The 14,845-nt window shown below is 46.9% G+C and carries 12 protein-coding genes; 2 read left to right on the plus strand and 10 right to left on the minus strand.

Features of this window, described 5'->3' with window-relative positions; translation table 11 throughout:
- Nucleotides 1–107: 107 nt before the first annotated feature.
- The 5 genes from D829_RS0116700 to rhaD all read right to left on the minus strand — a co-directional run bounded on the left by D829_RS0116700 (nucleotide 108) and on the right by rhaD (nucleotide 6,978).
- Nucleotides 108–1,439 (minus strand): ABC transporter substrate-binding protein, encoded by a 1,332-nt coding sequence (locus tag D829_RS0116700; protein ID WP_051153991.1) that lies wholly within the window; start codon nucleotides 1,437–1,439, stop codon nucleotides 108–110.
- Nucleotides 1,440–1,854: 415 nt separating this feature from the next.
- Nucleotides 1,855–2,676, minus strand: a complete 822-nt coding sequence (locus tag D829_RS0116705; protein WP_017690058.1) for a carbohydrate ABC transporter permease — start codon at nucleotides 2,674–2,676, stop codon at nucleotides 1,855–1,857.
- Nucleotides 2,673–3,635 (minus strand): sugar ABC transporter permease, encoded by a 963-nt coding sequence (locus tag D829_RS0116710; protein ID WP_017690059.1) that lies wholly within the window; start codon nucleotides 3,633–3,635, stop codon nucleotides 2,673–2,675. Before D829_RS0116710 ends, D829_RS0116705 begins: the two co-directional genes overlap by 4 nt.
- A 344-nt stretch (nucleotides 3,636–3,979) precedes the next feature.
- Nucleotides 3,980–5,797, minus strand: a complete 1,818-nt coding sequence (locus D829_RS0116715) for an APC family permease (RefSeq protein WP_017690060.1) — start codon at nucleotides 5,795–5,797, stop codon at nucleotides 3,980–3,982.
- A 329-nt stretch (nucleotides 5,798–6,126) separates the two neighbouring features.
- On the minus strand, nucleotides 6,127–6,978 hold the full coding sequence (rhaD, locus tag D829_RS0116720) for a rhamnulose-1-phosphate aldolase (RefSeq protein WP_017690061.1): 852 nt from the start codon (nucleotides 6,976–6,978) through the stop codon (nucleotides 6,127–6,129).
- 438 nt (nucleotides 6,979–7,416) lie between these two features.
- Between rhaD and D829_RS0116725 the strand changes: the two genes are divergently transcribed.
- Nucleotides 7,417–7,767 carry a hypothetical protein gene (locus D829_RS0116725; RefSeq protein ID WP_017690062.1) on the plus strand — a complete coding sequence of 117 codons (351 nt, stop codon included), beginning with the start codon at nucleotides 7,417–7,419 and terminating at the stop codon, nucleotides 7,765–7,767.
- A gap of 106 nt (nucleotides 7,768–7,873) precedes the next feature.
- On the opposite strand, the gene D829_RS0116730 is transcribed toward D829_RS0116725, so the two are convergent.
- From D829_RS0116730 to D829_RS0116750, 5 genes are all read right to left on the minus strand, one after another.
- Entirely contained in the window at nucleotides 7,874–8,395 is a 522-nt protein-coding gene (locus D829_RS0116730; protein ID WP_017690063.1) for a GNAT family N-acetyltransferase, read from the minus strand.
- A gap of 200 nt (nucleotides 8,396–8,595) precedes the next feature.
- Nucleotides 8,596–8,865: a hypothetical protein gene (locus tag D829_RS0116735; protein WP_017690064.1), complete on the minus strand. Its 270-nt coding sequence runs from the start codon at nucleotides 8,863–8,865 to the stop codon at nucleotides 8,596–8,598.
- A gap of 190 nt (nucleotides 8,866–9,055) precedes the next feature.
- Complete coding sequence (locus tag D829_RS0116740; RefSeq protein ID WP_017690065.1) at nucleotides 9,056–9,544, minus strand: DinB family protein; 489 nt, start codon at nucleotides 9,542–9,544, stop codon at nucleotides 9,056–9,058.
- 27 nt (nucleotides 9,545–9,571) lie between these two features.
- Nucleotides 9,572–10,507 (minus strand): helix-turn-helix domain-containing protein, encoded by a 936-nt coding sequence (locus D829_RS0116745; RefSeq protein WP_017690066.1) that lies wholly within the window; start codon nucleotides 10,505–10,507, stop codon nucleotides 9,572–9,574.
- Nucleotides 10,508–10,748: 241 nt separating this feature from the next.
- Nucleotides 10,749–11,603 carry an AraC family transcriptional regulator gene (locus D829_RS0116750; protein ID WP_241230787.1) on the minus strand — a complete coding sequence of 285 codons (855 nt, stop codon included), beginning with the start codon at nucleotides 11,601–11,603 and terminating at the stop codon, nucleotides 10,749–10,751.
- A gap of 105 nt (nucleotides 11,604–11,708) precedes the next feature.
- On the opposite strand from D829_RS0116750, the gene D829_RS0116755 reads away from it, so the two are divergent.
- Nucleotides 11,709–14,828, plus strand: coding sequence for a glycoside hydrolase family 2 TIM barrel-domain containing protein (locus D829_RS0116755; RefSeq protein WP_017690068.1), 3,120 nt, complete (start codon nucleotides 11,709–11,711; stop codon nucleotides 14,826–14,828).
- Nucleotides 14,829–14,845: the final 17 nt, after the last annotated feature.

Raw genomic sequence — 14,845 nt, forward strand, 5'->3', positions numbered from 1 at the left:
ATTTTATTTTCGGAATCATTAACAAAAAATGTTAGTCTTTCTCTTTAGTAAAACAAAAAAAATTGAATGCAGTTTAATCACTGCATTCAACATTGATATGAATTAAATTATTTCTTCACCGTACTATTATATTGCGCAATCTTGTCTGTAATTTGTTTAGCTGCTGCATCCAATGCTTCCTGTGGTGTACCTTGTCCATTCAGGACCGTTTCAATCGCTCCTTCGACAAGTTGTCTGGCTTCTGGGAATACACCCATTAATGCCCCGGATGTTGCTGTCGAATCCGCGGAAGCGTGCAATTGATCGACTGCTGTCTGGAATTGCGGGTACTTCGCCATATTATCCTTTAATACTTGCTCATTGTAGGCTGCTGTCGTAATAGGGAAGTATCCTGTCGCAACACTCCAGTTCGCTTGTACCTCTGGTGTAGCCAAGTACTTGATGAATTCCCATGCTGCTTGCTGTTGAGCTTCTGATTTGTTGTTCATGATGTACAAGCTCGCTCCACCCACTACAACGCCGCCTTCTTTGGCATCCGCTGGACGAGGCAGGAAACCTGTTCCCAGTTCAAACTTGCCACCTGAACCTTCTACGATTTTGCGTAGGCCAGCCGTGGAATCGAGGGTCATACCGATTTGCTGAGCGGTAAATGCTGTTGTTGTATCGTCTGTGCTACGTCCCAGATTAGAGAGAGTCTTCTCATCAATCATCTTTTTCCACCACGTTAATGTCTTCACTCCAGCTTCGGAGTTCAACAGGGACTCTGTAGCCGCCTCGGTTCTTCCGTTTCCATTGTTTACATAATCTGCATTCTGGTTCGCGAAGAACTGTTCCATAAACCAGCCGTAGATCGCCATGGATGCACCTGGCTTACCGTCTTTCGCCAGTGCTTTTGCTGCTTGCTCAAACTCTTCGTATGTTTTCGGCGGGTTCTCCGGGTCCAGACCTGCTGCTTTGAACATATCCTTGTTGTAGTACAGGATCGGGTTGGATGTGTTAAACGGCATCGCGTTCAATTTGCCATCGATGGTATAGTATCGGATGATGTTTGGCTCCAGTTGGGACAGGTCGAACTGATCCTTGTCGATGAACTGTTGTACTGGTGTAATCATGCCCGAATCATTCATGAACTTGCTACCGATCTCGTAGACCTGGATAATGTCTGGACCGCTGTCTGAGCCCATGGATGCTTTGAGTTTGTTCAGACTTTCATCGTACTTCCCTTGATAGATGGGCTTCACCTGAATGTCGGGATGGCTAGCATTAAAGTCGGAAGCGAGTTGGTTAATGGCTTTCTCTCCAGCGCCAGACATGGAATGCCACCACGTCAATTGTGTTGTTTCAGCTGCAGCAGCTTCTGCTTGAGCTCCACTTGCCGGGCTGCTCGTTTCTGCTTTTGTTCCGCAAGCGGAGATGACCAACATGAGTGCAGCCAGCATTAATGCGAATGTTCCTCTTTTTTTCAAACGAAATCGCTCTCCTTTTATATGGCTCGCTTCAACATAAGTGCTTTGGGTGCTGCAAGGTGGCCGTTCCGGATATGAATCGTTCTTTTGATCGCTGTTACCCCCGGATTTTTTTCATTCTCCCCTTAAAAGGGGAAAATCCGGGGATAAAGGCGAACGCTTCGCTTCTTCAGAATCGATTTCGTCCCCTCCACTACTACCGTCGTTCATTTCAGCATCTTATTTCAAGTACGAGCCTCATTTTATTCGCTCCTGGTATCTAAAACCGTAGACCTTGTACGAAGATACAAGGTTTAATTCAAAACCTCTAAATCAAAATCTTTGATCAAAACCTTCAGAACTTCCACTTCAATTAAATAGTATTAAAATTTACTCTACTTACCCCCTCTTACCCCTTCAGCGCGCCTGCGGCCATTCCGCGGACAAGCTGTTTCAACCCGAAAATCAATAACAGTAAGGATGGTAGAATGACCATGGCTGTTCCGGCAAATACCAGATTCCATGCTGTGGATTCCTGAAACTCCAGCATCGAGATTCCGATCTGTGCGGTTCTCATTTCCGGTGTATTTGTCACCAGCAGCGGCCAGAGATACGAATTGTACATGCTTAAGAATGAATAGATTGCCAGTGTACCCAGTGCCGGACGGGACAAAGGCAAGACGTGCGATATGAAATAGCGAATATGACCACAACCGTCGATCCTCGCCGCCTCGAACAATTCCTTGGGTAGTTGCATGAAGAACTGTCTTAGCAGGAATGTACCAAACGCCGTTGCCAGAAACGGCACGGTAAGCCCCTGGTAACTATCCAGCCAGCCCCAGCTGCGAACTGTCAGGTAATTTGGGATCATCGTCACTTCCCATGGAATCATCATCGTTGCGACAAACATGCTGAAGATGACGTTTTTGCCTTTGAACTGCATTTTCGCAAAAGCATAGGCTGCCATACTCGCTGTAATCAGTTGACCAAGCGTTGTCAGTCCTGCGACAAGAAAGGTATTGCCGATAAATCGACCGATCGGAACAATATCAAATACTTCGCTAAAGTTGGACAGATCGATTGAATTTGGAATGATATGCGGCGGATAAGCACTCGCATCTTCCGGCGTCATGACGGCCATGAAAAAGGTGTACATCACCGGATACAATACAAGCGCTGCACAGATCGTCAGTAATCCATACAACAGCGTTTTGGTCCATGTCGTACTCATTGGTAATGCACTTTCCTTTCTACCCATTTGAACTGGATCAGGGTCAGCAGCATAATCACCACGAACAGGATCAGTGCCTGTGCACTACCTGTACCAAACCGGAAATTAACAAAGGCTTCCTGATAGATGGAATAGACAAAAACATTTGTACTGTCCATTGGGCCACCCCGGGTTAGAATGTTGATCTGACCAAACGATTGAAAAGCGCCAATGATCGATACGACCGTAACAAAGAATAACGTTGGTGACAGGAGCGGCATCGAGATTTTGCGAAAAGTAAGTACCGGTCCTGCGCCGTCAATTTTGGCACTCTCGTAGATCTCATCTGGGATGCCCGCCAAACCACTGGATAGAATAATGTAGTTGAATCCAAGATTCATCCAGATCGTCATGATGGAGATCGAGATCAATGCCCAATCCGGGCTGGTAAGCCAAGGGATTGGATCGATACCTACTTTGCCAAGCAGATAATTCAACATGCCCAGGGTCGGATGGAATAGAAACTTCCAGATGACCGCTGACGAACCGACGGATAATACCACGGGCAGAGAGAACACAAATTGGAATACACGCATTCCCTTGAACCGGTTGTGGGTCAGTGCAGCCAGAATCAGAGCAGCCAGCATACCCGTGGGCACTGTAAACAGGACAAATAATAATGTCACTCTCATCCCTTGCATAAACAGTCCTGATTGGAACACCACCTTGAAGTTATCCAGTCCTACATAAGCCGCAATCTGTCCCGTCGGATCTGTGGAATGAAGACTCAGATACACGGACTTAAACATCGGGTAAAACAGAAACACTGCAAACAAAAGCAGCGATGGTGCCAGGAAACCATAGGCCAGCATATTCTCCCGCATTCGCTGCACACGCAGCGAGACTGTCCGGCGCTCACTCGCACCGGATACGCGCCGTTTAGCGGCGGGCAAGCTGATCCGGTTATCAAGCTCACTCATCGGATTTTCTTCCCCCTTGATTCACGCATTCAGTGTGTGTGAAATGTTACATCAACTTCAGCACCACGTTATCTAGTGTAAGAGTCGAATGTCACAGCAAAATTCATTCTGAATCAACGTAACGTTAATCATGGACAAGGGACTTTACGCAAATGTGTATCCATTCGAAAGCGGTATCCAAACCGGATTTCATCACAAAAAACCGCAAGAACTCCCCTGTTTGGAGATATCCCTGCGGTTTGATGTGTAAATGGAATATGAACGTATGCCTATTTATTAAAAGCGACTCATTTTACAATAATCTGTAAATCTTCCAAACGAGGTAAAGCGATTAACCATTCGAGTTAACGATTAAGATGATATGGCACCGTGGTGACAATCACGTCTTTGTAATTGATCAGATAGGCCCGGATCATGAAGCTGGTCTGGTTGTGCAGTACATTTTGCCACCAGTGCTTGGTGATGAATTGCGGGATTAATATAGTGATGTGATCGGTCTCGGCCGTTTTCCACTCTACCGTATCAATGAATTTCTTGAGCGGCCCCATAATGCTACGGTATCTCGATTTGATCACGACCAGACGAACACCTGGATTCCATTCTTCCCACTTCTGCTCCATCTTGCGTATCGCCTCATCATCGAAGCCAATGTACAGCGCGACCACGTGATCCGACATCGTCTGGGCGTAACTGATTGTATTCATAACGACCCGGGTAATGCCCGCAACAGGAATGACTATGGTATTGCCTTTTTTGGCTGGCTTATCGACCTGAATATCAATCCGCAGCTCATCGGCAATGTTGCAATAGTGACGGTGAATACGCATGAACACATACACAACGAACGGCAAAAAGATAAAGATGACCCATGTCTGCGTGAACTTGGTGAAAATAAAGATCAGGGTAATCGATAGTGTAGTCAGCATACCGACGGTATTGACCAGCAACTTCATCTGCCAGCCAGACGGCTTGACTTTGATCCAGCGAATCATCATACCAAGCTGTGACAGCGTAAATGGAATGAACACCCCTACCGCATAGAGCGGAATCAGGCTTTCCGTATTTCCTTTGAACCCGACCACTAACAGCGCTGACATCACACTGAGAAAAATGATCCCGTTTGAGAAACCAAGGCGGTCTCCTCTGACCATAAATGCATGCGGCATGTATTTATCCTTTGCCATCATGAAGGATAACAGCGGAAAAGCGGAATATGCTGTGTTGGCTGCCAAGAACAGGATCAGTGCCGTTACACCCTGGATGATAAAATACATCGTGCCCCTGCCAAACGTCGCTTCAGCAATCTGGGAAATGACCGTTGCTTTGGGGTCAGGCTTCACCCCATAACCGAAAGCCAGCAACGTGATGCCAATGAACATGGCTCCTAATATACAACCCATGAGCAATAACGTTCCCGCGGCATTTTTCTCGGCAGGCTGCTTGAAATTCGGGATTGCGTTACTTACCGCTTCCACGCCAGTCAAGGCCGAACAACCGGAACTGAATGCTTTCAATAACAGAAACATACTCACATGGGATAGACTTGTTCCGAATTCAGGTGCAGCTGCTTCCATTCCCCCGGCAAGAAATTTGATTCCGCCCGAGATAATCAGAACCGCAATCGAAAAGATAAACAGATAGATGGGGATCGCCAGCACAGACGCTGACTCCGTCACTCCCCGCAAATTCATAATCGTTAGAAAAACAATCATAATCAGAGCAATCACAACACTGTAGTCATGCAGCATAGGAAAAGCCGACGTAATGGCATCCGCCCCTGCCGACGAACTTACCGCAACGGTCAAAATATAATCAACCAGCAGAGATCCTCCGGCAATCAGACTGGATGTTGTACCCAGGTTATCCTTGGCTACGATATAAGCGCCGCCCCCTGTTGGATAAGCAAATATCGTCTGGCGATAGGAAAAAATTAATATGACGAGTAATCCCAGTACGGCGATGGAAATCGGAACAGAGTACCACAGGGCGGCGAATCCGGCCGCAACGAGCACCAGCAAAATCTGTTCCGTACCGTAGGCAACGGACGATAGGGCATCCGAGGACAGGATGGCGAGCGCCTTCCATTTCCCCAATTTTTCTCCATCCAGTTCAGCCGATTTCATTGGCTTGCCTATTAAGATTCTCTTCATTTTGCCAAGCATGATCATAACTTCCTTCCGTCTAACATCTGTGAAGCATTGTTATTATGCAAAATCGCAGAGCCATTGACAATACGTCATTTCACCCGAAATTCGCCAGCGCGTGATAATGCATTCTACGATTCAATAATCGATAACAAAGCCATTCTTGTTCAGCAATTTGAACTATTTTGAACCAAAACGACGTTTATTAGTCAAAAAACAGGAAATGACCTTCCGTTCATTGAACCGAAGACCACTACCTGTTTTTTCTGTCAAATGATTGATTTCCTACTTAGACAACTGCGCAATCAGAACAAACCTTACCTTGTTATTCTCCCTGGATTAATTTGTTACAAATTCATGCCCAGAATGCCGGGACGAGGGGTAACACCGAACGCTTGCGCCAGTGTGATCAGCTGCTCTTCCGTAATTCTCTGCCGGATCTCGTGACCAGCAACCAGCATATACACTTGGGCTGCCTTCTCAATCGTTTCAATCAGACCAAAAGCCTCGTCAACCGTTGTACCTGTTCCGAATATGCCATGTTGCGGCCAGATGACCGCGTGGTATTCTTTCATTTTCTCAGCCGTTTCGCGGCCAATCTCGTTCGATCCAGGAATCATCCAAGGAATAATACCAATTCCATCCGGGAATACAACCACACACTCCGTGCACATCTGCCAGAGGGTCTTGGTGAATTTTGCCTCATCCAATTCGTGGATAAACGTCATAGCCAATACATGAGTGGCATGGTTGTGCATGACAACCCGGTGGTTCGGGTCCAATTTCAAACGTTCGATATGGCTCATAAAATGCGTAGGCAACTCACTCGTTGGATTCGCCCCCGACTTCAATCCCCAGAGCACTTCCAGCTCCTGTCCATCTTGCGATACACGTAGCAACCCCAGATTACTCTCCGGATCAGCGAGTACATTTTTGAAATATTTCCCCGATGCGGTCACGATAAAATACTTGCCTGCCAGCTCTTGCACCGAAAATGCCGGTTTGATCTTGCGAATCACATGATGGATATCGATATATTTGGTTACTTCCTCTTCCTCCAGCAGATAGCTGACATTACCACCATTTCGCTCATCCCAGCCATTTTTCCACATATGTTGTGTAATTTCGGCCATCTCACGGACAAATGGGATATGGAAACCTGCAGCCTGCGTTGTCTCATTGGTAAGGGTCACGTTCATGATCAATCTCTCCTTATATTGAAAATCAAATGGCTTGCCACGCACATAGTAAGTTCCTTATTTCACATTCATTATACCTTTGTTTATCTTTGATAGTCAATAACAAACACAGAAATATACTTTTATTTACTTTTGTTTAGTTTTGTTTATTTGAAAATCAAACAAAAAAATACCCCACCGGCGCCCGGCGGGGTCAGTCACACATCTATTTAACACGAGAAGGGGTTTACAAGACTTATCTTACCTCCGCTACCTTAATAGAAGCTGAAAGCGAAATAAAAAAAGCATGAAAACATATATCCCCTTTGGACAGAAGATTCAGTCACTCCTTTTCATTCAGTACATATATCTCTCTGTCCAAACGCTTTCGTCAATTCTAACATATGCTATTCTAGCTTTTCTCAGGAAAAGACATTCATAAAAAAAGGAGATGGACCTATGGCAGTCCTTTCTACAGGCCCGATCGAGAACAACCTCTCCGGTGGCAGCAGACCTACACAACAGGTCACCATCAAAATGGTCAACACCGATTCCATCAATACGTCCAATGTACTCATTGAAGGTTATTTCCTGAATGGAACGAGGACCTTATATGTGCTGCAATCCGTTAATCTGACCCCCGGGCAAGTCTTCTCTCAAACCTACTATGCCAACCTGGATGGATACGAATATGTATTCACAACGGGTGGAGGCGCAGCTGCATCAACTGAAATTTCAGTGTGGGGAAAAGACAGCACCGGGCAAATCGTCACCGCACATCGTATTGTTTCGAATGAACTAGCTCTATAAAAAAGAGGAAACCAGATGCCCTCAATCTCATCTGCGCCCATTGAGAACAACATGGTATTCGGATCAAGACTCACCCAATCCCTGTCCTTCATTGGTCGGGGGTTTCTTATTTTCGCAGCACATACGATGGATGCATCTTTCCTGTCGGTTCATAACGTTCATCACCTGTATACTCAAATCCCAGCTTGATCAAGATGTGACGTGACACTTCATTATCCGGATGATGCCCGGCAAACAGTGCCTTCACGTTCATTTTGTCAAAGGCATAACCAATTACCGCCCGCGCCGCTTCCTGCGCATACCCTTTGCCCCAGTGATCCCGGGTTAGATGAAATCCCAATTCATAGATCTCCTCTTCTGGAGAATACGGACGCAGGCCACAGCAACCGACAAACACCTCCGACTCTTTCTCAAAAAGGGGCCAATATTGCACCCCTGCTTCCTTCTGCCTTTGAATTTCCTGTGTTAATCGCGCCTCTACTTCATCCTCGCTCAGTGACCCATTGCTGCTAATCCATTTGGCAACCTCATGATCGCCCCACAATGCAAACGCCAGCGCACGGTCCCCTTCGTTCCACGTCGCACATTCCAACCGTTCGGTTTCAAATAAGATTGTTCTGTTCATCATCCACTAACCTCCCGTTTTTCCAACACATCTCAGTGTGCTGCCTATACCTGTCTATACTATAGATTAATCGCATGAGGTTGCCAGTAAACAATATGTATAAATATTATAGTACAAAAGCCTGCTCTCCATATTACACTTCTATCAAAGAGACCCCGCCGACAATGTCGGACAGAGGTCTCTACAAGCTACAACGATCAGGATTACGACAAAATAACTTCAATCGTTCCTATAGCATCTCCGCCCTGGTTCGCGAGCAAAGCGAAAACCAGAACGCCGCTTGCTGTGATGATAAGGCCGCTGTTCACTGGAATGACATACGTTACGACTGGTGCGTCGACTCGAGTGATAACGAGCGATACCGCAGCGGGTCCGAAATTGTTTACCGCAACGGTCGCATTGGCGCCTCCAGACAGATTTTCATAGAAGGACTTGCCCACTCCAGCTGGAAGGTTGTGAGAAATGATGGCCATTTCAAATCACCTCCTTTTGCTTTGATAAGGTATTCTATGCTTGAAATCTATTAAAGCAACGGTGAATTACCAGCGTCATAATGTCCAATTTTAATAGACTTCATAGATTGATAGACGACTGTACGCAAAAAAAGCTCCACCGGACCATCCGGTGGAGCCAACTAAGCTTACTTTAATATTACAGGTTTAATTACGCATACAACATGAAAAAGTTCAGTTCATGGCCCTGCTGCTTGAGATAGTTATACAGCTGCGAACGGTGATGGAATACATGCGTTACCGTTTCAATCTGCCATTGAACCTGCAAGTGACCATGTTCCATATAAAAAGCTTTCGTTGAACGATTCAAAAAGTCATCTTCACTCAATCCCGTGATATAGGCTTTGTAGGATTCCAAATTGCTCCATAACGTTGCTTCAAGCTTCTCGATATCCTGGGTCCCCGACAGGCTATTCTCCACCAGCCCAACCTCAGCTTCACCTTTTTCCTGCATAATGGCAAGATCCGATGCCGTGATCTGGATAAAGTGATGTACTAGCTCCACCAATGAACGCATATTCTCCTGTGGACGATACGACCAATCCTCCGAACGGATCAAGCGAATTAACGAAGCCCCCGTCCGTACGCCTGTTTCCAATTCATTTAACAAGTGATCCCGAATCTGCAATGTTCCATTCATATATGATGTCTCCCTTATCTTTTATTCTCACGACTTCAGTATAACCGAAGGTGCTACAGATCTATTGTACAAATCGGACAACGTCCTGTTATGCTCCCTGGCTGCCGTCAACGGAGTCTCTCCATAAAACCTGCGAAATTGCCGAATCAGATGGGCTTGGTCAAAAAAACCATGATTCTGGGCTAGCATTGCCCAGTCTGCCGTGTTCCCCTGATGAATATCGCTCAGTACACGATGAAAACGAACCACCTCACTGAATCGTTTGGGGCTGATTCCGACCCATTCCGAGAACTTGCGATGCAACTGCCGCTCACTAATCACTTCACGCATCGCCAGCTCTTGGACAGTCATACGTCCCCCATCTATAAAGATGCGGTGCAGCACGTTTTTCATCAGATCATTCTCAGATGTGCTTGTCTGCACGGGCAACGGACTCAAGTACGCATTCATAACCTCTACTCGCTCTGCAAAATGATTCGTTTCGGCCATCCGTTCCTGAAGCTCGTTCAGCTTCTCCGGCCAACATTCCTGAAGGGCAATTCGCTTATCCGTAAACCACTCCAGAGGCATGCCATGGAAGACATGCGCTCCACCCGGGAAGAACCGGACACCAAAGGTGTAGTCTCCAGCAGGGGAACCATCATCGGATGGCTCAGGTACAGCGAACGGCTGTGTATAATTGCCACAGTAAGCATAGGAGTGCTCTGAACAGACTGGGTCGTATGTAATCAGCATGTCCGTGCAACCATCCGGCAATACCCGGGCAGGTACCGTCGTCATCGATCGCTCCGGACCTTCTCTCTTAGTAACATCCGCATGTGTGTTCGGAAGAGATCCTGATTCCCAATAACAGGCCACATAAGCCATCAGACCGGCAGCAGGTATTTTCTCAACATAATAACTGTTAGGATACGTTCCATTCATCTGAATAGGTTTAAACAACGGGTGCAAGCTGTGATCCACAATTCCATCCTCCGGTCACTAGAGTTGGTTACACATTATGTATTCATCTATCATACCATCAACCGTAGAAATGAAGAAAAAAAAGTGCCCTACCGGAGGACAATCCGATAGGGCCAGTCACACATCTATTTAACACGAGAAGGGGTTTACAAGACTTATCTTACCTTCCCAACCTTAATGGAAACTGAAATTGGGATGAATAACAGATCAAAATTCAAAATGAATAACAGCATTCAGACTTTCAATTCAGTCCGTGCAGTTTGCGAAAACGCTCCGGACTCATGCCTGTATGCCTTTTGAACATCGCACAGAAATAACTGGCGTTCTCGTAACCCACCCGATCAGCTACTTCATATATTCGAAGCTCTCTCTCACTGAACATAAGTTGTTTGCTTCGATTGATCCGTTCCTGGTTCACGTAAAATACAGGTCTGGTATGGAGTGCCCTCTGAAACAGCCTGCACAAATATTGGGGAGATACCACAGCCACATCGGCCAGTTCTTTCAGCGAAAGTGAACGATCCAGATGCTCTGCGATATAACGCAGCACAGGCTTCAAGCGCTCCAGTTCATCATTATAATTGGCGGATGCGATGAGCAGTGGCTTCAGATCCAACAGCAGGGCATATAATTGTTTGGAGCATTCAACATCGTAATCAGCATAATCCGTATCACCGCCATTCTCTCCTCTAACCAGAAGTTGCTCCAGGCCACGCAGCAGCGTTGCTGTCCTGAGTCTGCATACGCGTGAACCGGTTATCCCCGCATAAGATAATAACTGGCTAGCCTCTCTCCCCTGAAACGAGACCCACGCCAGCTCCCAGCGGTCACTGATGGGCATATATCGATGCGGAACATCGGGATACAGAAAGAAAACGTTACCCGGTCCGACGATATACTCGTCTTCTTGTAGAATCAGTCTCCCCTGACCATGAATAATCTGGTGGATCTGATAATCCGGGAATCCCTCTGGACGCTCGGTTTCATATTGGTGTTCCCAGTAACCAACCGTGGTCATATAGATCGGCAGACGAGCAGCTTCTTCTGTTTTACCAAAAAAAATCCGGGTATCCATCCAGTACACCACTTTCTCCATCGTTAGTTTCATATTGTGATATATATGGGCAATATTCTTTATTCTCTAAGTCATCATTCAATTCTATAATGACAATATTATAACATTTCAGAAGGAGTTGCTGTTATGCGAAAGAAACTGGTACACACCCCTCCGGCCAATGGATACCCGGAATGGAACAATAATCCCGAGACTTTTCAAGTAAACCGTCTACCCGCACATGCGTCTATGGTAGCGTTTCCATCTATAACAGAAGCATTGTCCAATGATTCCAGCGCATCGCCATGGTACGAATCACTGAATGGTCAATGGAAGTTTGCCTTTGCGGAGACACCGGAGCAACGGATTACATCCTTTTATGAGAACAACTATGATGCCAGTGACTGGGACGAAATCGCCGTTCCTTCCAACTGGCAGCTGCAAGGTTACGATTATCCCCACTATACAAATATGACGTATCCGTGGGTCGAGCGTGAGCCTGAATTAAAGCCACCATTTGCACCAACAACTTATAATCCGGTGGGTTCGTACATCCGCACGTTTACTGTTCCTGCTGACTGGAAAGACCGTCCTGTCCTGCTGCACTTCGAGGGTGTTGAATCCGCCTTTTATGTATGGGTCAACGGGGAACTCGTCGGTTATAGTGAAGACACGTTCACGCCCGCAGAATTCGATATCACTTCGTATCTAACGGAAGGTGAGAACAAGCTCGCTGTGGAGGTATATCGTTGGTGCGATGCGAGCTGGCTGGAGAATCAGGATTTCTGGCGGTTAAGCGGAATCTTCCGTGGTGTATACCTGCATTCACCTTCACCGGTTCAGGTCGCCGATTTCTTTGTTCGTACTGAACTGGATGACGCGTACCAGGATGCGGAGCTACTGCTGGACCTGAAGTTATTTAATCATAATGCCGCGCAGAACACTGCCGGATTGTCCGTTCAGGCGCAGCTCTATGATGCACAACAGCAGACTGTACTGAAGCAACCACTTACTGCGGCCGTTACTTTCCAGGGCGAGGATGAACTTTCATTCCAGTTGTCAGCAGAGGTTATGAAGCCGCTTCTATGGAGCGCTGAGTCCCCTAATCTGTATACACTTGTGCTGTCCATTCAAGATGAATCAGGCGAAACGCTCGAGGCTGTCCGCAGCCGGATCGGATTCCGCAAGTTTGAACTGAAGGACGGCCTGATGCAAATCAATGGCAAACGCATTGTGTTCAAAGGCGTGAATCGTCATGAATTTTCCCCGGATAAGGGTCGAGCCATTGGGCGGGAAGACATGATCCGTGACATCGAGCTGATGAAGTCCTATAACGTTAACGCGGTGCGCACATCCCATTATCCGAATCAGTCACTCTGGTACGAACTGTGTGATGAATATGGCCTTTATGTCATTGACGAAACGAATCTGGAAACTCACGGTACCTGGGAATATGGGCAAAAGGAAATGAACGAGAACAATATTCCCGCGAGCAAGCCGGAATGGCGTAATAACGTCATAGATCGCTGTAACTCGATGTTCCAGCGGGACAAAAACCATGCGTCCGTGATTATCTGGTCTCTGGGTAATGAATCCTTCGGCGGTGATAACTTCATCGCCATGTACGATTATCTGAAACAAGTCGATCCAACCCGTCTCGTTCATTATGAAGGCACCTTCCATTATCGCCCTTCTGATTCGGCAAGTGATATTGAATCGACAATGTATATCAGCCCACAAGATGTGGAGCAATACGCGCGCATGAAGGGACCTAAGAAGCCTTATATTATCTGCGAATACAGCCATGCCATGGGTAACTCCTGTGGAGGTCTGCATCTGTATTGGGAGTTGTTCGATAAATATGATGTGTTGCAGGGTGCATTCATCTGGGACTGGGTCGATCAGTCCATTCGTACCACTACGGCAGACGGTGTAGAATATTTTGCTTATGGCGGCGATTTCGGTGAATCCCCTCATGATGGCAATTTCTGCGGGAACGGATTGATTCTTGCCGATAAGACGGTCACACCGAAGCTGGAAGAAGTGAAGAAATGTTATCAGAACGTTCGTATGGAAGCCGTTGATGTCAAAGACGGCCTGCTGCGCATCAAAAACCAGTTCCTGTTCACGGATCTGAGCGAATATTCGCTCGTATGGACAGTAACACACGATGGTGTATCCGTAGAGAACGGCACGTTAGATATCGCGGTACCTCCTGGCGAATCGGTTGAAGTCCGAATCCCGTACACGCTATCATCCGATTTGTTCCAGGAAGCGGTGCTGACTGTATCTCTGGTCACCAAAGTGGCAACCAAATGGGCAGGAGTAGGTCATGAGATTGCCTGGGATCAATTCGTGGTATCTCCGCGATTGCGTCCAATCCAAGCGGTACACCAAGGACAAGGCAATGCGCCGCAGGTACAGGATCTGCAAGATGAATTGAAAGTGACTACAGGCCAAGTCAACTTGAGCTTCAATCCAGCTACTGGCGCGTTAACGTCCTATCAAATTAACAATCAGGAACAATTGCTCGCACCCGTCCGACCGAATTTCTGGCGAGCCATGACAGACAACGATATGGGGAACCGCCTGAATGAGCGTTCTGCGTTCTGGAGAGATGCTCACGCTACCAGCAGATTAATTCGCTTCGAGCACCATGCAGACGAACAAGGTATTCTCGTGAAGACCGATTATACGTGGGATTCACATCCGGGATGTACGCTGTCCATCACATACCGAATTGATTCGGATGGCGTATTGGAAATCAGTCAAACCCTTATTCCAGGTGTGGGCCTACCCGATCTACCGGAATTCGGTATGCTGCTGCAACTGAATAACAGTTTGGATACCATTTCCTGGTACGGCAGAGGACCGCATGACAACTATGCAGACCGTCTAACCAGCGCACGTCTCGGCTATTACACAGGTGCAGTTCGAGATCAATTCGTACCTTATCTGAAACCACAAGAGTGTGGTAACAAAACGGATGTACGCTTTGCTGAAATTACGTCAGCGGATGGTCAGCTTGGCCTTCATGTTGAAGCCACCATACCATTTGAAATCAATGCGTTGCCGTGGACACCGGAGGAACTGGAAGCAAACGACCATGTGTACAAATTGCCTCAGAGCACACAGACTGTCGCTCGCATTAATTACAAACAAATGGGTGTTGGCGGAGATGACAGCTGGGGCGCACGTACCCACGCTGAGTACACCTTGCCAGCCAACCGCGCGTATCACTTCACCTTTACGGTAAGACCTGTATAACATCAAGCAAGCACTGC

This window comes from Paenibacillus sp. PAMC 26794 (assembly GCF_000316035.1).
Lineage (GTDB): Bacteria > Bacillota > Bacilli > Paenibacillales > Paenibacillaceae > Paenibacillus.